We start from the raw sequence: 19,816 nt of genomic DNA, 5'->3' as shown, positions 1-19,816 counted from the left end.
GCTGACGTCGGGGCTGACGCCCGACGCACACGCCCGGCTCATCCTCCGTACATCCCGGCATCGCCTGTGCGTCGGGCGTACCGGAACCATCTGCCACCCCTGTCGCGTTGTCCCAATATCCGCACACGGAGGTGCGGCGACGCCGACACAGCGTCAGGAGGCAGCGCCAGTGACCGATGGCATCTATCGGATGGCCGTGACCAGTGGACACGGCCACCAGGAGACTGTTGCCCTCGCCGAGCAGCAGCTCCGGCAGTGGCTGAAGGCGTTGCACTACGACGAGCCCGGCTCGGGCAACGGTCGTCGGCGCGTCGGACCGCAGGCCGTCCTGGACCAAGTGGCCCGGGGCAAGGCGGTCCAGGGGCGGCTCGCCCGATGGCGGCTGCGCGAGTTCACCGTGCAGGGCATCTGGCAGACCTCGCTCACCGTGGCGTCCGCCCGCGACGGCCGCACCTGGGTGCAGCTCGACGCGGAGCAACTGCCGGTCCGCGGCGAGGAGCCCGCCAAGGCCCCCGTTCCCGGACTGGCCCGCGGCCTGCTGGACGTCCTGGACGCCGTCGAGGGCGAGCAGACCGGCGCGGCCCGCGTCCACGCGCTGCCCGGCATCATCGAGAAGCAGGACGTCGACGAGATCCTCGACGAACTGTGCGACCCGGACCGGCGGTTGCCGATCGTGGTCGCCAGCACTCCCCTGCACACCGACTTCGAGGACTGGCTCAACGACACCGTCGACCCGCTGCTCCGCAGTTGCAGCGGTCTGGCCGTCCTCTACGCGCTGGCTCCCGGCGCCGAGCGCACCTTCAACGCCGCGCTGGAACACCACCGCGTGTACGGCGGCGCGGTCCGCACGTACCTCCCCGGCCTCGACCCGGCCTGGGCGCCCGAGGCGGCGCGGCACCGGGTGATGTCCCGGTCCACGATCGAGGAGAACCTGCGCCGGGCCTCCGGACTGCTGGCCTGGCTGCCGCGTCGGTTGGCCGTCCAGACCCCCCTGCCGGACCAGCTGGTCGGCCTGCCGCCGCTGCGCCCCGAGGGCCTGCCGGAGGCCGACGCGATCGTGCCCGGCGGGCTGCTGGTCGACCACGAGGAGGAGGAGCTCCACGAGCAACGCGCCCGCGCCGAGGAGCTCCAGGAGGTGCGCCGCTGGCTCCGCGCGGCGGAGGAGCGCGAGTCGCAGCTGGCCGCGGAGTACGACGAGCAGTACAGCGAACTGCGCGCGGCGCGGACGGAGCTGCGCTCCCTCTCCGGCCGCCCGGCCCGTCCGCAGGACTCCGAGCCCGGCACCTTCGCCGAACTGCTGGAGCGCTGGGACGAGTTCCAGCTGCTGGAGTACACCGGCGACCCCCGCCTGACCAAGGAGCTGGACGAGCAGACCGACCACCCCACCTGGGTCCGGATGACCTGGGACGCGCTGCTGGCCCTCCAGGACTACGCGGAGGCGGCCAAGGAGGGCGCGTCCGGCGGCGACTTCCGCAGCTGGTGCGAGAACACCCCGCCGGACTGCCACCCCTTCCCGCCCCGCAAGGTGATCCGCGGCGAGTCACGCACCGTCAGCACCAACGCGAAGTGGAAGCGCGAACGCCTGCTGCCGGTCCCGACGACGGTCGACCCGTCGGGCCGCGTCTTCATGGGCGCCCACCTGCGGATAGGCGGCGGTGGAACGGCGCCGCGCCTGCACTATCACGATGACTGCTCGAACACGGGCCGGGTCTATGTCGGATACATCGGCCTGCATCTGCACAACACACGCACGAACTGACGGAGGTTCACGGTCATGGCTCAGGTCCCTTCCTCGCTGATTGCCGCGAGCGGACTCATCGGCGGCTTTGCCGTCGCCCGCGCGACGAAGCGGAGGGAACTCGGCGGGGTCGCTCTCGCCGCGGCGGGCGGCGCAGCGGCTCTGCAGTGGCGCAAGTCCGCGGGCCCGCGCACGGCCGCCGCGCTCGGCGGCCTCTACGCGGCGGCGTTCGCCGGCTCCCACCCGCTGGCGAAGAAGATCGGCGCCTGGCCGTCCGTTCTGACGGTGGCCACGGGCATGGCGGCAGCGTCCTGGGCCCTGGCGGACCGGAAGTAGTCGACCAGAAGTCAGAAGCAGGGGGCGTGGCAACACCCCTGGGGCGCGGGGCTCTGCTGATCTGCGGCTCCGCCGCGTGGGCGCGACCAGCTGAGCCCGCGCTCCCGCAGGAAGTTTCACGATTCAGGGCGCGGGGAACTGCGCGACAAGCCACTCGGGGCAGATGGTCCTCAACGAACTGAGTCATCCGCATGGGGTGGTCTCTCGCGCAGTTCCCCGCGCCCCTGAATAGTGCAACTTCCCCGCCTGCGCAGCCTGAGACGGTGCAACTACCTCAGCTGCAGAAAGCTTCTAGAGGTTCACGCCTCGCGAAGCGAGCCACGCCGTGGGGTCGACTGGCTCGGCGCCGTCCGGGCGGATCTCGAGGTGGAGGTGGGGGCCGGTGGAGCTGGCCGTCGCGCCCACGCGACCCAGCGGCTGGCCCGCTGCAACCGAACCGCCGCCCGCGACCGTGATCGCGGAGAGGTGGCAGTACCAGATCTCCGTGCCGTCCGGCAGGGTCTGGACGACGCGGTAGCCGTAGCTGCCCGCCCAGCCTGCCTCGGTGATCGTGCCGGTGCCCATCGCGCGGACCGCCGTGCCCGCCGGGGCCGCGAGGTCGAGGCCGGCGTGCAGGTGGGCCCAGTAGGAGCCCACCGCGCCACGGCCTGTGTCGCTGTGGACCGCGGTGAGGGGGGCCACCAACGACTCCGCCAGGCGGGCGCGTTCGACCGCCTGCGCCTTCGCGGTGGCCGCGCTCGCGGCCTCCCTGCGGGCGGTGTTCTCGGCGGCGCGCTGCGGGACGGCCTGGGCGAGGATGCGGTCCGCAAGGGCCACACCGGCGTCCGAGCCGTGGCTGGCCGGAACCTGCTCGTCGTCCTGGAGCCGCATCGTGCCGGTGGGGCCACCGTGCTCGGAGTGGTCCGCCGCGAGGGCGGGACCGGCCAGCCCGATGACGCTGCTGGCACCGACCGCCATGGCCGCGAGGCCCAGTGCGGCACCGCGCTGGCGCGGCACCGTGGCCGTAGGCTCGGCGACGGTCTCGACCGGGTATGACGCCATGACTGGCGTGCTCCTTTCCGTCCCTTCGCCGACCGGGTTAGCTGACGGGTTCGGAGAGGGCGGTCTCCTACGGCTGTGAGGCCGATTCACCCCGGGGTACGTGGGTCCCCGGCTCCGTGAGGATTAGGCGATCCGCGCGACGGCCGCGCGTACTGTTATTGAAAGTTAATACTAAAGCCGTCTGAAACCAAGTACTTCCCGGGGTGCAGTTGGGACGGCAGCGCCTCCAGCTGAACCTTCGTCATCAAGTCGGTCATTTCGGACAAGTGCGCCGACGGAGCCCGCCAGCACCTTCTGGAGCAGGCTGTATGCCAGGATCGGCAACAGCACCGCCGGGTTGCCGGGCATCCTGGTGGCCGCGACGACCGCGCTCGCACTGCTGTTGTTCATGCCCGACGCGTACGTCAACGCGATGGCGTCCGCCCGCGGAACCCCGAGCCGGACCGCCAGCACCCACCCGATCAGGAACGAGCCCGCGCACATCGCCGCCGCCGCGACGACCACCAGCACCAGGAAGTCCGGATCAGGACGCTCGATCACCTGACGCAGCGCGCCGCAGGCGTTGGTGTAGCTGAGGGTCACCACGACCAGCAGGTTGACCGCCTTCACCGCCGGCAGCCAGCGCTCCCGCGCCGCGCCGGACGGCAGCAGGCGACCCGTCAGCAACCCTGCCGCGCACGGCAGCACGACCGCCAGGACGGCGAACGCGCTGCACGCGTGCTCGGCCACACGATGCAGGTCGGCCGCGTACGGACCGGAGGCCAGGAATCCGCCGAGGTGCAGACCGAGCGGGATGGTGAGCGGGCTCAGCATCGTGCTGCCCACGACCAGGCCGAGCGTGAGCGTCGCGTTGCCCTCGCTGCCCTGGGCGAAGACAGTGGCCCCGGCGGCGACCGGCATTGCCCCGACCAGGGCCAGCCCGACCAGCAGGCTCTGCGCCTCGCGCGGGTTGTGCCAGCCGTCGGCCGCGAGCGCGCCGACGCCGAGCAGCAGCGTCGGCAGCAGGGCGTTGGAGGCGATCCCGACCAGCAGCGCGCGGGGACGCCGCAGCAGCGAGGGCAGCGTCTCGGCACGGGCGGTGAGGCCGGCGTTGAAGACCATCAGCGCCAGCAGCCCGGCCTGGAGCGGGAAATCGGCCCCGCCGACATGCGCCAGGCCCACCCCGCGCAGCGCGATCCCCGGCCCCGGCCACACTGCCGCGAGGACGTAGGCGAGCAGCATGATCCAGAGCAGGCGTCGCTGTACGGCGGCGAGGAGGGTGGAGAGCGGACGCATGAGGGGCACCGCCTTTCGTGCTTGTGGCGGCATCAGATCAGGTTCGCATCCGCACTGTCCCGCTGAGCTGGGGCGATTCATGACATCGAGTGGATTCCGTCATGATCGGGAAGCGGGATAGAGCCAGTCGACAAGTCGATTCGCGACGTCGTCGGAGGAGAGGGTGCGTGCGTTGGCGAACGATCCGTCCTGGGTCGTGGCGCGGACGCTGCCGTTCGGGTTGAGCACCACCAGGGCCGGGATACCGCTCTTCCTGAGGTCGATCCAGCGGGCCACGAGGGCGGTGTTGTGGTCGAAGTGCCCGACGTCGACGGTGACGAGGTGGTAGTCGCGCGACAGGACCAGCCACGCCCCGGCACTGAGCGAACGCTGCGCCAGCACCTGACAGTCGGCGCACCAGCCGGCGCCGAACTCGACGATGACGGGCCGCCCGTCCCTCCGGGAGGCCGCCTGCGCGGCGGCGAGCTCGGCCGTGGCGTCGGCGGCGGGGTTGTACCCCGTCGGCACGGGCGCGGGCGAGACGCTCGGCAGGGCGACGAACGGCGTCGCGTAGTGCGGGCCTGGCGCCCGACCGGAGACCTGCACACAGGCGGCGAGCAGCGCGAGCGGCAGGAGGCCGAGGAGCAACGCACGGAGTGAACGCACGTCACCCAGTGCAACACCGCGACGCGGAACGGCCCGGCTTCGACGCGCCGTTCGCCTAGTTCATGGACAGGTAGGCGAGACTTCCCGCGCCCGCGACGAAGCAGTAGATCGCGAACGGGGTCAGCGTCTTCGTCTCGAAGTACTTGGTCAGGAACCGCACCGCGACGTAGCTCGCGACGAACGCGCAGACCCCGCCGACAAGGAGCTGGCCGTGGATGCCGTTGCCCGCGGAGCCCAGCAGTGACGGCACCTTCAGCAGCGCCGCACCGCCGATCACCGGCGTGGCGAGGAGGAAGGCGAACCGGGCCGAGTCCTCGTGGCGGAGGCCCTTGAAGATGCCTGCGCTCATGGTGACGCCGGAGCGGGAGATGCCGGGGAGCAGGGCGAGGATCTGCGCCGCGCCCACGATGATCGCGCTGGACCAGCCGAGCTTGACGATGCGTCGGTCGGAGAGGATGTCCGGGTGCAGGTGCTCGTCGCCGGGCATCAGCGCCGCGTCGTTGGCGCGGCGTCGGCCCGTGCCGCCGCGCTTGAGGCGCTCGGCGCCGAAGAGGACCAACCCGTTCAGCATGAGGAAGAGGGCGGCCACGGTCGGTTTGCCGAGGATCTCGCGGAAGACCTTGTCCAGGGCGATGCCCGCGACGCCGACCGGGATGGTCGCCACGATCAGCAGCCAGGCCAGTTTCTGGTTGACCGTCTCGATCCGGCGCTCCTTGACGGAGCTGAACAGCCCCTGCAGGATCCGTGCCCAGTCCCGCCAGAAGAAGACGACCAGCGCCAGCGCGGTCGCGACGTGCAGCGCCACCAGAACGTTGAGGTAGGTGGACCCGGGCGCCGAGACGTTGAGGTCGTTCGAGTAGGGCGGTCCCAGCAGCGCGGGCACCAGAAGGCTGTGTCCGAGGCTGGAGACCGGGAACAGCTCGGAGACGCCCTGGAGCAGGCCGACGCCGATCGCTTCGGGATAGGTGAACACGGACGACATGACGACCCTGGGCTGCTGGGAGGGATAGGGGCAGCCCGAAAGTACTACAGAGATGTAGACGGAAAGGGCGGATATGACGGCTGTTCATCGACGCGATGGTCGAAGTTCACCGTCAATCCGCCCCAAGGTTCTCCTGAGCTTCAGGCGGCGTCACGCCGCGGTGCTGAGCTCCTCGACGCGCGGCACCGAGCCGGTGACCACCGTCGACGCGACCGGGGCCGCGTTGTCCGCGGCCTTCGGCAGGACCCGGCGCAGACGCACCGCCGCGACCGTGACGCCGAGGCAGCAGAGCGCCAGCGTGGCCAGGTAGACCGTCGACAGTCCGGCGCCGACCAGCAGCACGCCGACGGCCGGGCCGATCGCGATGGCGACCTGCTTCACCAGCGAGAACGCGGCGTTGTAGGTGCCGAGCAGTCGCGCCGGAGCAAGGTCGGCCACGATCGGGCCGAGCGTCGGGGCCAGCAGGGCCTCACCCGCGCCGAAGAGGACGTAGGTCATCATCATCGAGCCGACCGCCAGGCCGGACCCGCCGTGGAAGAGGCCCGCGATGCCCGCGAAGACCCACGCCGCGAGCCAGACCAGGCCGGTCGCCGCGATCGCGGTCGTCCGACGGCGACGCGAGGTCATCCGGACCACGAACATCTGCAGCACCACGATGGCGAAGGTGTTCGCCCCGAGGCCGAAGCCCAGCGCGGACGGGGAGATCCCCACCGTGCCCGTCGCGTAGGCGGCGACGCCGCTCTCGAACTGGCCGTAGCAGGCGAAGAAGATCAGCCCGGCGAGGACGCAGAGCTTCACCATCGCCCGGTCGCCCAGCAGCGTGCGGAAGTCGGACTTCCCCTTCACGCCCTTCGCGGCGTCCGCGACCGCCGAAGCGGCCTCCACAACCGGAGCGGGCAGCTTGACCGTGCCGGTCACCGCGGCCAGCACCAGGAACATCAGCGCCTCGATGCCGAACAGCAGCGTCAGGCTGGCAGGACGCGACACGTCGACGATCTGGCCGCCGATCATCGCCCCGATGCCCATGCCCAGGTTCACCAGGGTGAACTGCAGCGCGAAAGCGTGCGCGCGGGTCGCCCGGGTCGAGCAGCGGACCACCATGGTCGCCAGCGCGGGCTGGCAGGTGGTGACGCCGGCCCCGAAGAGGAACGCGGCGACCAGGATCGTCCACTGCGTCGTCGCCAGCCCGAAGGACAGCGCGCCGAGGGCGGTCAGCACCGCGCCTGCGACCAGCACGGGACGCGGCCCGTACCGGTCGATGCCGCGCCCGCCCACCGGCAGCACGGCCAGCGCGGCCGCGGCGAACAGCGTGAAGACCAGCCACGCGGTCATCGAACCGAGACCGCGCACCTGCTCCACGTACACGAACATGTACGGCAGCGTGAACCCGCTGCCGAACGCGCTGAGCGCGTTCCCCACCTGGACGCGGCGCAGTGCCCCCTGCATCGTCGTCGTCTCCCCAGCCATCGCCTTCGCCATCACGCGCACCGCCTTCCCGCTTCCCGCGGTCACCACGGTCGTCTGCCGCCGTGGTCCGTCGTCCCTCTTACGTTTCGATCGAAAGAGTACACTACTAAAGTCTTCCGAGCGAAACTTTTAATCCCGGTAGGCTTGAGCATGAGATACTGACGGGTATGACCGAGTCGTCCCAGGAGCCACCCGAAGAGCTCGCGATCAGTGAGCAGGTGGCCGTCTACCAGCGCGAGTTCCCGAACGTGGACCCGCAGGTCGAGACCATCGTCTCGACGCTCAACCGGCTGACCAGGCGGATGTCCGTCGCCTACGGCCGACACCTCAACGACCTGGGGATCTCCTCCGCCGATTGGGAGGTGCTGAAGGCCCTCATCGTCGCGGGCGCGCCGTACCGGCTGGGGCCGGGCGAGCTGGCCAAGCGGATCGGGCTGACCCCGGCGGCGATGACCCACCGGGTCGACCGGATGGCGGCGGCCGGACTGGTCACCCGCAGCCGGGACGAGAGCAATCGCGTGCGCGTGAACATCGAGCTGACCGAGCTCGGCCGCGAGAAGTGGCTGGACTCGATGCGGATGGCAGCGGTCTTCGAGGAGAGCCTGCTGCAGGATGCCGCACCGGAGGAACGCGCGGAGCTGGCCGGCGCGCTGGGGCGGATGCTCCGCCGCGTGGAGGAGGACCAGCCCGACGGCGTCGGGCGGGTCGAGGATCTGGAAGAGAGCTGAACTCTGCGCTGCCGCAGGTAGTTGCACCATCAGGGGCGCGCGGAACTGCGCGAGCAACCACCCGATGCGGATGGCCCTGCCCGTTCAGCGACTCACCACGCAGGGTGGCTTGTCGCGCAGTTCCCCGCGCCCCGCGCCCCTGTCGGCTCAGCCGAGGCCGTTGGACTTCAGCCACGCCTGCGCAGCGGCGAGCGGGTCCTGGCCGCCGCCGTTGACCGCCGCGTCGAGGGTCATCAGGGACGCGGTCGTCAGCTTGGCCTGGACCGCGTCGACCGCGGCGGCCGCGCCCGCCGGGAGGGACTTCGCGGCGAGCGGGATCACGTTCTGGAAGCCGAACAGGTGCTGGTCGTCGACCAGGGTGGTCCAGCCGTTCTTCTGGATCGACGAGTCCGTGGTGAAGATGTCCGCGACCTGGACGTCGTTGTTCTTCAACGCCGCCTCGGTGAGCGAGCTGCCCGCGTCCAGGGCCTTGAAGCTCTTGAACTTCAGGCCGTAGACCGACTGCAGGCCGACCAGGCCCTGCTGCCGGGTCTGGAACTCCGGCGAACCGCCGATCGCGAGGCCGCCGGCGATCGACTTCAGCGAGCTGATGGTCGAGGTCGCCGTGAGGTTGTACTGCTTGGCCGTCGCCCCGTTGACCGTGAGCGAGTCCTTGTCCTCGGCCGGCGACGCGGTCAGCAGCTGCAGGTTGGAGGCGAGCTTCGCGGACGCCTGAGTGTCCGTGTCGGCCTCGGTCTTCGGCGCGGCGGTGCTGTCCAGGTACGAGAGGAGAGCGCCGTTGTACTCCGGCATCAGCGTGATCTGGCCGCTCTTGACCAGGCCGTAGGAGATCTCCCGGCTGCCGATGTTCGGGTGGTACGAGACCTTGAAGCCCTTGGCCGCGAGCGCCGCGCCGTACAGGTCTGCGAGGATCGTGCTCTCCGCGAAGTTGTTGCTGCCGATCACGATCGTGCCGCCCGACGCGGCGGACGACGGAGCCAGCGGGTTGCTGCTGCCGGAGCTGCTGCTCGACGAGCCGCACGCGGAGAGGGCGACGGCGGCGGCCACGGCGACCAGCGCGGCGGCCGTCCGGGCGCGGCCCCGACCCGCCTGGCTGACGTGGGCGGAGGAGTCGGTGGAGAAGGCGGTTGAGTTCACGGTTCCAATCCAGCATCTGAGACGCGTTCGCTGACGCGCGTGACGTATTCGCTGTCGGTCGGGCTGTTCTCTCGTCTTCCTCTTCCTCGGGATCCCGGGATCCTCTGGATCCCGACATTCTCACGATTGATCAAATCCACCGCTGACGAGTCGAGTCAACGTCCCGCGGGTCACAATGTGCGCCGACGACCGACCGATCCTGATCCATCCCAGGACAAAATCGGAAGGTCACGACGGGATTTGTCGTGAGATGTTCACAACGGCCTCTGACAAACCTCGGGGGAACCCGGTAGTCTCGCCGCGCGGTCGCGGGTTCGGGGGGCGGACTCAGGTTCGATCCCGGTCGTCGCACCATCAACTAAGTTGTCTCGCAGGGAACTAGGAGTTCCTGTTGTCTTCCCTGGACACCTTGGCCGACCGGCTCGGACGGCGCCTGACCCGGCTGCCGCTCCGACGGAAGCTGAACGTGCTGATCGCGGTTCCGCTCGCGCTGATCTGCCTGCTGATCTCCGTCTACGCATACGGCGAGGTGGCCCAGGCCACGGGCGCGTGGCGGCAGGCGCACCAACTGCGGGCCGGACTTCAGGTCGCGGAACTGGTCAACGACCTGCAGCGGGAGCAGGGACAGGCGCTGCTCTACTTCGAGAGCTACTTCGACCAGCCCTACGCCAAGAGCCGCGTCCGGCCCGACGAATCCGCCTATCTGGCCGCCCAGCGCGCCACCGACGCCCAGGTCGGGAAGGTCCGTCAGTCCTTCGGCCACTTCATCCCCGACGCCGAGTCGGACGCGCTGGACAACATGTCTGTCCTGTCGACGCCGCGCACCGCCATCGCCGACGGAAAGCTGCCGCCGAGCGACATCGACTCCGCCTACGGGCCGCTGAGCGAGGCACTGATCGACGGCCTCGGGCTGAGCGCGCCGCAGCAGACGGCGGAGGCATCCGGGCTGGAGCAGCAGCTGGACGCGCTGCTGCGTACCGAGGTCGCGCACGCGTCCTTCGAGACGGCGGTGCTCTCCGCGGAGACCGGCGACGCCAACGCCATGCTGGAATTCGACAACGCCGTGGGCTCGCTCCAGCTCTACCAGTTCGAGCTGCAGCGCTACACCGCGATCGCGCCCGCCGCCGATGCCGGACGGCTCGCCGAGATCGGCTTCAACCAGTACCAGGTGCAGCTGACCGACGCGCTGCAGGGGCTGGCGCTCAGCACCACCGAGCTGATCATCCCGACCGACGACGTGAAGCGGCGTCAGATTGCGCACCAGTCGGCGCTCGACCTGCAGCCCGCGGTCGACAGCGAGTCCACGGTCCGGCTGGCCATCGCGCAGGAGCTGATCACCGGGATCGCCGACCAGTCCAACGCCGCGTCGGTCCAGTCCTGGTGGCGGGCCGGGATCCTGCTCGGGGCGGCCGCGGTGCTGCTCCTGCTCTGGGTGGCCGTGCTGGCGTTGATCCGGCGGTCGATCCTGCGGCCGCTGCGGCGGGTGACCCAGGCCGCGCGCCGCGTCTCCGAGCTGTCCGCGGCCGAGCTCGCGCGCGTCGCCGACGAGGACACTCCCGTCGGCGTCGACGGTCCGCCGCGCCTGGAGGACCTGCCGATCCTGGCGGAGGACGAGATCGGCGAGCTGGCCAAGGCGTTCAACCAGGTCCAGCGCACCGCAGGCGACCTGCTGGAACGTCAGGCGATGAGCCGCCACAACATCGCCGAGATGTTCGGCAACATCGGCCGCCGCGTGGCCAACCTGACTGGGCGTCAGCTGGCCCTGATCGACTCGGTCGAGCGCGGCGAGACCGATCCCGAACTGCTGGACCAGCTCTACCGGATCGACCACATCGCCGTCCGGCTCCAGCGCAACGCGGACTCGCTGATGCTGCTGGCCGGGATCCGCGACACCGAGCTGGACGGCCGTCCGGCCGAGCTGACCCATGTGGTGCGTGCCTCGCTCGGCCAGATCGAGGGCTTCGAGCGGGTCCGGCTGTCCGCTGACGTGGACGCCACCGTCGCCCCCGACGTGGTCAACGACCTGGTGCTGATGCTGGCCGAACTCCTGGAGAACGCGGTCTCGTTCTCGCCCGCGCACAGCGAGGTCCAGGTGACGGTCCGGGAGCAGGCCGGGCAGGCGGTGCTGGAGATCGTCGACCACGGTCTGGGCATGAGCTCGGAGCGGCTGGCGGAGGAGAACGCGCGGCTGGTCCGCCGCGAACGGCTGGACCTGGCGCCCACCCGGGTGCTCGGCCTCTTCGTGGTCGGCGCACTGGCACGGCGCTGGGGCATCCAGGTCACCCTCACCCGCACCCCCGGGGGCGGCGTCACCAGCCGGGTCGCCATCCCGGCAGACTGGGTCTCACCGTCGCTGCCGCGCTCGGGCCGCAGCTGGTCGCCGTCGGCTCCGGCGGCGGTTCCGGCGGCTGCTTCGGCGGCTGCTTCGGCCACGCCTGCTGCTCGTGCGGTGTCCGCCACGCCCGTGCGCGCGGCGCTGCCGACGCGGTCGCCGGGGGCGACGAGCGGACCGCGTGAGCCGGAGTTCGAGACCGGCGCCGACTTCTTCACCCCACGCGGTGCCGGTTCAGGGTCGCGGTCCGGGTCCGGGTCCGACGAGCCGGTGCACCGGGGCCGTGGCGAGCGGGAGGCGGGGGCCGAGGTGGCCACCGACTCCGGTCTGCCGCGGCGTCGCCCCGCCGCTCCGGCCGGGGACGCGGTGTCGCGCCCCGTCGTCGACACCCGGCCGACGGCGACAGCGACGCCTCCGGACGCGGCGTCCGCCGACTCCCGGCCCGGCGGGCTGAAGCGCCGGGTGCGCGGCGCGACGCTGCGGGAGAACCTCGTCGGCGCCGAGCGGATCGCCACCCGTCCGCCCGATCCGGACGAAGTCCGCTCCTCGCTCGAGGAGTTCGAAGACGCCGTCAGTCGGGCCGAGCGCGACAGCGCGACGCCCACCACGCTGGCGTCCGCCGTGGCGTCCCTGCGCCAGCGCTCCACCAGCAATCCCAAGGAAACGGAAGGAGTGGGACAGTGACCACCGAGCCCACCGTGCAGGACCTGCAGAGTGCCGCGGCGGACTTCACCTGGCTGCTGCGCCGCTTCGCCACCGACACCGCCGGGGTCGTGGACGCGATCGCGGTCTCCTCGGACGGCCTGCTCATCGCCGTCTCCCGACTGCGTGACCACGCCGACTCGGAGCGGCTGGCCGCGATCGTCTCCGGCATCACCAGCCTGGCGGCCGGAGCCTCCGGCAACTACGGCCTGGGCGGCCTCAACAAGGTCATCATCGACCTGGAGGGCGGCCACCTGCTGGTCTGCGCCATCGGCAGCGGCTGTGTGCTGGGCGTGGTGGCCTCCAAGGAGGCCAAACTCGGCAACATCGCCTACGAGATGACGCTCTTCGCCAACCGGTCCGGAGCCGCGCTCAGCCCGCAGCTGATCATGGAACTCAAGAACGGCGTGGGCGCGTGAACGCGAGCGACACGGGCAGCGACGCGCTGACGCGTCCACTGCGCCCGTACGTGATGCCGGAGTCGGACGACGACCCTCCGAGACCCGGCTCCGCCGCGACCACGGCGGAGCCTCCGCGACGCAGCCTGTCCGTGCGCCCGTTCCTGGTCACTGCCGGGCGGGTCAGCGACGACACCTACCTCCCGCTGGAGACGCAGGTCGTCGCGACGCCGGAAGGCCTGGCCGACCTGCCCACCCTGACGTTCGAACAGCACGACATCATCGCCGCCTGCCAGGATCCGCTGTCGCTCGCGGAGCTCGCGGCCCGACTCCACCTGCACCTCAACGTGGTCCGGGTGGTCGCAGGGGACCTGCGCTCCGCGAACCACCTGACCGTCCACGCACCCCAGGTCGGCACCGCCAACGATCTCTCCGTCCTCCGCCGGGTGATCGATGGTCTGCGCGCCGTCCCCGACTCACGAGGCTTCAAGCGTGACAACAACAGTCCTGCCTAACCCCTCCGCGTCCGGCGCGCACCGCCCTCCGCTGCCGGTCAAAATGGTGATCGCGGGCGGCTTCGGCGTGGGCAAGACCACGACCGTGGCCTCCATCTCGGAGATCGAGCCGCTGACGACCGAGGCGTCCATCACCGAGGTCGCCGCCGGCGTCGACGACCTGACGCACACTCCGCACAAGACCACCACCACGGTGGCGATGGACTTCGGCTGCATCACCCTCGACCCGACGCTGAAGCTCTACCTCTTCGGCACGCCCGGCCAGGACCGCTTCGGTTTCATGTGGGACGACCTGGTCGCGGGCGCGCTGGGCGGGCTGGTCATCGTGGACACGCGCCGACTGGACGACTGCTTCGCCGCCGTGGACTACTTCGAGAACAAGGGCCTGCCGTTCGCGGTCGGGATCAACGTCTTCGACGGCAACCTCGACCACGACCTCGACGAGGTCCGCTGGGCGCTGGACATTCCGGACTCGGTCCCGCTGGTCCTCTTCGACGCGCGGGAACGCGGCAGCGTGCGGGACGCGTTGCTGGTGGTTCTGGAACTGGCGCTGGAGCGGGCAGAGAGCTGAGTTCCAAGGGACGTTGCAACTTCTTCAGGGGCGCGGGGAACTGCGCGACAAGCCACCCACGCAGCCGGCAGGCCGAACGAACAGGGCCATCCGCACAGGGTCGTTGATCGCACAGTTCCCCGCGCCCCTCGGGTGATCGTCAGCGGGAACGGCGGACGCCCGGGGAGACCAGCACCCTGCCCAGCGCCCAGAACAGGCCCAGCGTGACCAGCGCCAGCCCCGCGACCAGGATCGCGCCGCCGACCACCTTCTCGTAGCGCAACTGGGAGAGCCCGTCGACGATGTAGCGGCCCAGGCCGCCGAAGGAGACGTACGCCGCGATCGTCGCCGTCGAGACGATCTGGATCGCCGCCGAGCGGATCCCGCTCAGGATCAGGGGCAGCGCCACGGGAAGTTCCACCTGCCACAGCACGCGGGACCGGGACATCCCCATGCCCTTCGCCGCGTCGACGAGTGACGGGTCGACACCCCGCATCGCCTCGTACGTGGTGACCAGGATCGGCGGGACCGCCAGGGCCACCAGCGGGACCATGACCGGGATGAGGCCGAGGCCCATCAGGAGGGTGAGCAGCACCAGCAGGCCGAAGCTGGGCAGCGCCCGCGCCGCGGTCGCCAGCGCGGCGAGCGCGTTGCCGCCACGGCCGGTGTGGCCGGTGACCAGGCCGACCGGGAGGGCGATCAGCATCGCGATCGCCAGGGCCAGCAGCGAGTACTCGACGTGCTCGGCGAGTCGCGTCGGGATGCCGTCCGGGCCGGTCCAGCGGGACGGGTCGTCGAAGAACTGCTGGGCGAAGCCGAAGATGTTCACGCGGAGGCTGCCTTCCTCGCCCAGGGCGTGAGGATCCGTCGGGCCAGCACCAACAGGCCGTCCAGCACGACGCCGAGGACCGCGATGGTCAGCACCGCGTCCCAGGCGAGCAGCGGGCGGTGGTAGTTCAGGGCGTCGGAGAGCAGGTTGCCGAGCGCGCCCTCGTTGCCGATCAGCATGCCGACGCTGACCAGGCTGACGCTGGAGACCGTGGCGACCCGGAGGCCGGCGATGATGGCCGGGACCGCGATCGGCAGTTCCACCTGCAGGTAGCGGCGCAGCGTGCCGAAGCCCATGGCCGTGGCGGCGGCGCGGGTGTCCTCGGAGACCGAGCGCATGCCGTCGACGATGGCCGGGACCAGCACCACCAACGTGTAGACGGTGAGCGGGATCTCGACGGTGAGGCTGGTCTCACCGGTGTAGTCGATGAGGAAGACGAAGAAGGCCAGCGAGGGGATCGCGTAGAAGATCGTGGTGACGCCCAGCACCGGAGGGTAGAACCAGCGGAACCGGGCGCAGAGCATGCCCAGCGGCAGCGCCAGCGCGAGGCCGATCAGGACCGGGACCAGGGTGAGCTGCAGTTGCCAGAGGATCAGCCCCCACCAGGTGTTCTGCAGGTCACTGGGGACCTCGAAGAACCGTTGGAGGAAGTTCACCGCCGCCCACCCTTGTCCGCCGTGACCATGGACACGGCCCGCTCGGCGTGCGCCGCGCGGATCGCCTCGGCGATGGTCTCCTGCGCGGCCACGCCGGCCGCCCGGCCCTCGTCGTCGACGGCCACGGCCCACCCCGTCGGCGACAGCACGGCGGAGTCGAGCGCGGCGCGGAGCGAGTCGTGGCCGAGGCGGAACGCGTGGCCGTACGGCAGCAGTCGGGCGTGGGCACCGGCGTCGGCGTCGGCACCGGCACCGGCACCGGCACCGGCACCGGCGTCCGTGCCCGCGGCCAGGTCGGCAGCACGGGCCCAGCCGAGCGGGCGGCCCTCCCTGTCGGTGACCAGCAGGTACGGGGTCTGCGGCACGGTCCGGGCGCGGACCTGCTCCGGCGTGGCGTCCTCGGCGACGATCGGTTCGGAGGTGAGCTCCAGGCCGGACGTGTCGAAGAAGGAGAGATGACGGATGCCGCGGTCGGCGCCGAGGAAGTCCTCGACGAACTCGTCCGCGGGCGCGGAGAGCAGCTCGTTCGGCGGCGCGTACTGGGCCAGGTGCCCGCCCTCGCGCAGCACCGCGACCATGTCGCCCAACTTGATGGCCTCGTCGATGTCGTGGGTGACGAAGACGATGGTCTTGCCCAGGTCCGCCTGGATCCGCAGCAGTTCGTCCTGGAGGCCCTTGCGGACGATCGGGTCGACGGCCGAGAACGGCTCGTCCATCAGCAGCACCGGCGGGTCCGCCGCCAACGCGCGGGCCACGCCGACGCGTTGCTGCTGGCCGCCGGAGAGCTGGTACGGGTAGCGCTTGGCCAGCGACTGGTCCAGCCCGACCCGTTCCATCAGCTCCAACGCACGGCTGCGGCTGCGCTGCCGGTCCCAGCCGAGCAGGCGCGGAACGGTCCCGATGTTCTCGACGATGGTGCGGTGCGGAAAGAGGCCAGCGTGCTGGATCACGTAACCCATGGACCGGCGCAGCGCGTTGACGGGCCGCTCGCGGATGTCCTGACCGTCCAGCAGGATCCTGCCGTCGGTCGGCTCGATCATGCGGTTGATCATGCGGAGCGTGGTCGTCTTGCCACAGCCGGAGGGCCCCACCAGCACCGTGATCGATCCGTCGGGGATCTCCAGGGTCAACCGGTCGACCGCGGTGGTCCCGTCCGGGTAGCGCTTGCTGACGGCGTCGATCTCTATCACGAGTGCGTGCGCCCTTCGGGCTTTGTACCTCTCGACTCCCCCGCCCCGCAGGTCTCTCCCGGGTGTTGACGGGACAACGACCACTCATCTTTCAGTGGCCCTCGGAAGGCGTCAACGATCGGCTGCCGGGCGTGCCGCGACAAAACGCCCTTATCCAACCGTTTCTGCACCCCCGATGTGACCCTCGCCGCATCGGAGCGGTCCGTAGCTGTGGCAGAGTCGCCGTCTACCCGAAAACGACAAGAAAACGACAGGAACTGAGCGTGACCGAGATGCGGACCGAGGGCCAGGACGAGTCCGACACCCTGAACGGGGCCGTCGCGGTCGGTGGCCGTTCGGGAAGGCGACACGGTCGTGGGAGGGGCGGGGGCAAGGACGGCGGCAAGGGCCGTGACAAGGGCCCCGGCACGCTGGGCCGCCTGGTCCGTCGCGGGCCGCGCAGCAGGAACCTGCGGATCGCCGGGGCCGTCGGGCTGTCGCTGGCCCTGATCGGCGGCGTGGGCGCGGTGTGGGCCTACCAGACGCTCAACGGCAACATCAGCTCCTCGGACCTGTTCTCCGGCACCGGCAGCGGCGGCGCGGAGAAGGTCGACGCGTTCGGGCGCAGCCCGATCAACATCCTGCTGATCGGCTCGGACGAGCGCAGCAGCTCCGCCGACTGCAGTCTGGGCGGCGACTGCAACTCCCCCGGCGCCCGCGCCGACGTGGAGATGGTGCTGCACGTCTCCGCGGACCGCAGCAACGCGACCGTGATGAGCGTCCCGCGCGACCTGGAGACGACCGTCCCGCAGTGCAAGGCGGCCCCGAACCAGCCGAGTGAGCCCGCCCACACCGACATGATCAACAGCGCCCTGAACTGGGGCCCCGGCTGCAGCGTGGCCGCCGTGCAGCAACTGACCGGCATCCATGTGGACCACTTCATGAAGGTCGACTTCGGCGGCGTGGTGAACATGTCCGACGCCATCGGCGGCGTCCAGGTCTGCGTCGACAAGAACGTCTACGACCCCTACTCCCACCTCAAGCTCTCCGCCGGAACGCACACGCTCAAGGGCGTGGCCGCGCTGGAGTTCGTCCGCACCCGCCACGGCTTCGGCGACGGCAGCGACCTGGGCCGCACCTACGCGCAGCACCTGTTCCTGTCGCAGATGGTCAACAAGCTCAAGGACGCCGGGACGCTGACCAACGTCGGCGCCATGTGGAACCTGGCCAACGCCGCGACCAAGGCGCTGACCGTCGACAACGGGCTCGGCAGCATCACCAGCCTGCTCGGGCTGGGCGACGAGCTGAACAAGGTCCCGACCGGCAACATCACCTTCGCCACCATGCAGACGATGGCCGACCCGACGGACAACTCACGGGTCGTCATCGCGCCCGGCGCGCAGGACATGTTCAACGCCATCGCCAACGACGAGTCGCTCAGCGCGGTCGGTACGAAGGGCGGCGGACAGGGCGGCGGGCAGGGCGGCGGGAAGCCGAGCGCGTCTCCGACGCCGACCCCTGCGGCCGCCGTGGACAAGAGCGCGGTCGCGGTCAAGGTCGAGAACGGCACCAGCGTCACCGGACGGGCCGGTGCGGTTGCCCAGACCCTGCTCGACGACGGCTACAGCCAGCAGACGACGGCCCTGACCGGCCCGCCCGCCACGACCACGACGCTGCGCTACCCGGCCGGTCGCAGCGCCCAGGCGCAGGCGGTCGCGAAGTCGCTCGGCCTGCCGGCGGGCGCGGTCAAGCAGGACAGCGCGGTCGGTTCGATCGTGCTGCTGATCGGCGCGGACTGGCCCTCCGGCACGACCTTCCCGGCGGGCAGCGGCGGAGCGCCCGCGCCCGCCGACACCAAGTCGGCGCTCGACAACGCCCATGCGCAGACCGCCGCCCAGCGCGACGGCTGCGCCCAGGTCAGCACCTTCGCCACGGTCAGCCTCCCCGGCTACGGCGCGATGACCCCGACCCGCGCGTACGCGCTCAGCCCGACCGTGCCGAACTCGGCACCCTGACGGCAGACGGTTAACATGCAGGCGTGACAGCGCGGAAGGGACCCAGGGAACTCGACGTGCTGGGCACGATCGCGCTCGGCGGCGGGATCGGCAGCATCGCCCGGTACGGCCTGAGCCGTGCGATGCCGACCCCTGCGGGGGGCTTTCCGTGGGCGACGTTCCTGACCAACGTGATCGGCTGCGCGGTGCTGGGCGCGCTGATGTACCTGGTCCTGGAGGTCTGGCCGCCGTCCCGCTACCGCCGGCCGTTTCTCGGCGTCGGCATCTGCGGCGGCTTCACCACCTTCTCGACGGCCATGGTCGAGAGCCGTGGCCTGCTGGCGGGCGGCCACGTGCCGACCGCCTTCGCGTACCTGGCCGCAAGCCTCTTCGCCGGACTCGCTGCGGTCGCGGCGGGCATGGCGCTGGCCCAGTTGTCCAGCCGTGCGCTGCCCCGTCGCGGACCTGCGGATCCCGCGTCGGAGCCAGTGCCGGTGCCGACACCGACGGACGGACGGCAGCCATGACAGAACCAGTGAGCGCCACCGGACACACCACGGGGCATCTGCGCCTGACGGTCCATCTGCGCGAGGACGCGCAGTGGCGCCACCGCCCGGCCGCCACCGAGATCGTGCACCGCGCCCACGTCGCGGGCCTCGCCGGCGCCAGCGTCTTCCGCGGCGTCGAGGGCTTCGGCCACGGCGGGCGCGTCCACACGGCTCGCCTGCTGGACCTGGCGGGCGACCTGCCGCTCGTGATCCTGATCGTCGACGAGGAGCGGAAGGTGCGGGCCTTCGTCCCCTCTGTCCAGGAGGTCCTGGGCGCGGGGAACGGGCTGATCACGCTGGAGCGCGTCGAGGTCGTTGACGACGCGGCCGTCCCGGCTACCCCGACCGACGCGGCCGGCCCGGTCGGCCCGGACGACGGGACGGGGAGCGAAGGCTGATGGCGGTCCTGCTCGTCTTCGTCGGCGGCATGCTGGGCGCGCCCCTGCGCTACCTGACCGACCGCGCGGTCCAATCCCGCCACGACAGCGTCTTCCCGTGGGGGACGTTCGCGGTGAACGTCGTGGGCTCCCTCGTCCTCGGCGGGATCGCCTCCGGCGTGGCCCACCACGGCTGGTCCCCGGACATCTCCCTCTTCGCCGGCACGGGCATCTGCGGCGGCCTGACGACGTTCTCCACCTTCGGCTACGAGACCTGGCGGCTGCTTACGGCAGGCTCGCGGGCGGAGGCCGCGCTGAACGCCTGCGGCTCGCTGGCGGCGGGACTCGCCTCAGCGGCGGCGGGCTTCGCCCTCATCTCGGTGCTCTAGTCGGCGCG

20 protein-coding genes and 1 riboswitch are annotated in these 19,816 nt (G+C 70.9%); of the genes, 11 read left to right on the top strand and 9 right to left on the bottom strand.

The features are described from left to right. Positions 1-169: 169 nt before the first annotated feature. Both ABH928_RS25890 and ABH928_RS25885 read left to right on the top strand, forming a co-directional pair. The gene (locus ABH928_RS25890; RefSeq protein WP_370070589.1) at positions 170-1,759 is read left to right on the top strand and encodes a hypothetical protein; all 1,590 of its coding nucleotides are present in this window, start codon (positions 170-172) and stop codon (positions 1,757-1,759) included. Between the two features lie 15 nt (positions 1,760-1,774). Continuing rightward, positions 1,775-2,074, top strand: coding sequence for a hypothetical protein (locus tag ABH928_RS25885; RefSeq protein WP_370070587.1), 300 nt, complete (start codon positions 1,775-1,777; stop codon positions 2,072-2,074). Positions 2,075-2,365: 291 nt separating this feature from the next. Here ABH928_RS25885 and ABH928_RS25880 read toward each other — a convergent pair whose 3' ends face one another. From ABH928_RS25880 to ABH928_RS25860, 5 genes are all read right to left on the bottom strand, one after another. Continuing rightward, complete coding sequence (locus ABH928_RS25880) at positions 2,366-3,115, bottom strand: M23 family metallopeptidase (protein ID WP_370070585.1); 750 nt, start codon at positions 3,113-3,115, stop codon at positions 2,366-2,368. A gap of 12 nt (positions 3,116-3,127) precedes the next feature. Beyond that, a riboswitch (cyclic di-AMP (ydaO/yuaA leader) is annotated at positions 3,128-3,255 on the bottom strand. A 31-nt stretch (positions 3,256-3,286) separates the two neighbouring features. Beyond that, on the bottom strand, positions 3,287-4,390 hold the full coding sequence (locus tag ABH928_RS25875) for a bile acid:sodium symporter family protein (RefSeq protein WP_370070583.1): 1,104 nt from the start codon (positions 4,388-4,390) through the stop codon (positions 3,287-3,289). A gap of 99 nt (positions 4,391-4,489) precedes the next feature. Next, positions 4,490-5,035, bottom strand: coding sequence for a thioredoxin family protein (locus ABH928_RS25870; protein WP_370070581.1), 546 nt, complete (start codon positions 5,033-5,035; stop codon positions 4,490-4,492). Between the two features lie 55 nt (positions 5,036-5,090). Beyond that, complete coding sequence (locus tag ABH928_RS25865) at positions 5,091-6,017, bottom strand: undecaprenyl-diphosphate phosphatase (RefSeq protein WP_370070579.1); 927 nt, start codon at positions 6,015-6,017, stop codon at positions 5,091-5,093. Positions 6,018-6,167: 150 nt separating this feature from the next. Next, positions 6,168-7,463, bottom strand: coding sequence for an MFS transporter (locus tag ABH928_RS25860; protein ID WP_370070619.1), 1,296 nt, complete (start codon positions 7,461-7,463; stop codon positions 6,168-6,170). A gap of 188 nt (positions 7,464-7,651) precedes the next feature. Between ABH928_RS25860 and ABH928_RS25855 the strand changes: the two genes are divergently transcribed. Continuing rightward, complete coding sequence (locus ABH928_RS25855) at positions 7,652-8,212, top strand: MarR family winged helix-turn-helix transcriptional regulator (protein WP_196193587.1); 561 nt, start codon at positions 7,652-7,654, stop codon at positions 8,210-8,212. 147 nt (positions 8,213-8,359) lie between these two features. Here the strand turns inward: ABH928_RS25855 and ABH928_RS25850 are convergent, their stop codons facing one another. Continuing rightward, a complete protein-coding gene (locus ABH928_RS25850; RefSeq protein WP_370070576.1) occupies positions 8,360-9,349 on the bottom strand; it encodes an ABC transporter substrate-binding protein in 990 nt (329 codons plus the stop codon). 391 nt (positions 9,350-9,740) lie between these two features. On the opposite strand from ABH928_RS25850, the gene ABH928_RS25845 reads away from it, so the two are divergent. Genes ABH928_RS25845 through ABH928_RS25830 form a run of 4 tightly spaced genes read left to right on the top strand, consistent with a single transcriptional unit; the run spans position 9,741 to position 13,867 of the window. Beyond that, positions 9,741-12,365, top strand: a complete 2,625-nt coding sequence (locus tag ABH928_RS25845) for an ATP-binding protein (protein ID WP_370070574.1) — start codon at positions 9,741-9,743, stop codon at positions 12,363-12,365. Then, positions 12,362-12,802, top strand: a complete 441-nt coding sequence (locus ABH928_RS25840) for a roadblock/LC7 domain-containing protein (RefSeq protein WP_196193584.1) — start codon at positions 12,362-12,364, stop codon at positions 12,800-12,802. Before ABH928_RS25845 ends, ABH928_RS25840 begins: the two co-directional genes overlap by 4 nt. A 53-nt stretch (positions 12,803-12,855) precedes the next feature. After that, on the top strand, positions 12,856-13,296 hold the full coding sequence (locus ABH928_RS25835) for a DUF742 domain-containing protein (RefSeq protein WP_370070617.1): 441 nt from the start codon (positions 12,856-12,858) through the stop codon (positions 13,294-13,296). Beyond that, positions 13,235-13,867 (top strand): ATP/GTP-binding protein, encoded by a 633-nt coding sequence (locus ABH928_RS25830; protein ID WP_370070572.1) that lies wholly within the window; start codon positions 13,235-13,237, stop codon positions 13,865-13,867. The genes ABH928_RS25835 and ABH928_RS25830 overlap by 62 nt, the downstream gene beginning before the upstream one ends. Before the next feature lie 139 nt (positions 13,868-14,006). Here the strand turns inward: ABH928_RS25830 and ABH928_RS25825 are convergent, their stop codons facing one another. From ABH928_RS25825 to ABH928_RS25815, 3 genes are read right to left on the bottom strand one after another with little or no spacing between them, the layout of a single operon-like run. Beyond that, a complete protein-coding gene (locus ABH928_RS25825; RefSeq protein WP_370070570.1) occupies positions 14,007-14,675 on the bottom strand; it encodes an ABC transporter permease in 669 nt (222 codons plus the stop codon). Next, on the bottom strand, positions 14,672-15,331 hold the full coding sequence (locus tag ABH928_RS25820; protein WP_370070568.1) for an ABC transporter permease: 660 nt from the start codon (positions 15,329-15,331) through the stop codon (positions 14,672-14,674). The genes ABH928_RS25825 and ABH928_RS25820 overlap by 4 nt, the downstream gene beginning before the upstream one ends. Then, positions 15,328-16,521, bottom strand: a complete 1,194-nt coding sequence (locus ABH928_RS25815) for an ABC transporter ATP-binding protein (RefSeq protein WP_370070566.1) — start codon at positions 16,519-16,521, stop codon at positions 15,328-15,330. The genes ABH928_RS25820 and ABH928_RS25815 overlap by 4 nt, the downstream gene beginning before the upstream one ends. Before the next feature lie 272 nt (positions 16,522-16,793). Here ABH928_RS25815 and ABH928_RS25810 point away from each other — a divergent pair, with 272 nt between their 5' ends. Genes ABH928_RS25810 through crcB form a run of 4 tightly spaced genes read left to right on the top strand, consistent with a single transcriptional unit; the run spans position 16,794 to position 19,808 of the window. After that, complete coding sequence (locus tag ABH928_RS25810; RefSeq protein ID WP_370070615.1) at positions 16,794-18,515, top strand: LCP family protein; 1,722 nt, start codon at positions 16,794-16,796, stop codon at positions 18,513-18,515. Between the two features lie 23 nt (positions 18,516-18,538). Continuing rightward, a complete protein-coding gene (locus ABH928_RS25805) occupies positions 18,539-19,021 on the top strand; it encodes a CrcB family protein (protein WP_370070564.1) in 483 nt (160 codons plus the stop codon). Next, a complete protein-coding gene (locus tag ABH928_RS25800) occupies positions 19,018-19,440 on the top strand; it encodes a DUF190 domain-containing protein (RefSeq protein WP_370070562.1) in 423 nt (140 codons plus the stop codon). The genes ABH928_RS25805 and ABH928_RS25800 overlap by 4 nt, the downstream gene beginning before the upstream one ends. After that, positions 19,440-19,808 carry a fluoride efflux transporter CrcB gene (crcB, locus tag ABH928_RS25795; protein ID WP_370070560.1) on the top strand — a complete coding sequence of 123 codons (369 nt, stop codon included), beginning with the start codon at positions 19,440-19,442 and terminating at the stop codon, positions 19,806-19,808. The genes ABH928_RS25800 and crcB overlap by 1 nt, the downstream gene beginning before the upstream one ends. Positions 19,809-19,816: the final 8 nt, after the last annotated feature.

The organism is Streptacidiphilus sp. MAP5-3 (genome assembly GCF_041262505.1).
GTDB lineage: Bacteria > Actinomycetota > Actinomycetes > Streptomycetales > Streptomycetaceae > Streptacidiphilus.
This window is presented reverse-complemented; position numbering and strand designations above follow the sequence as displayed.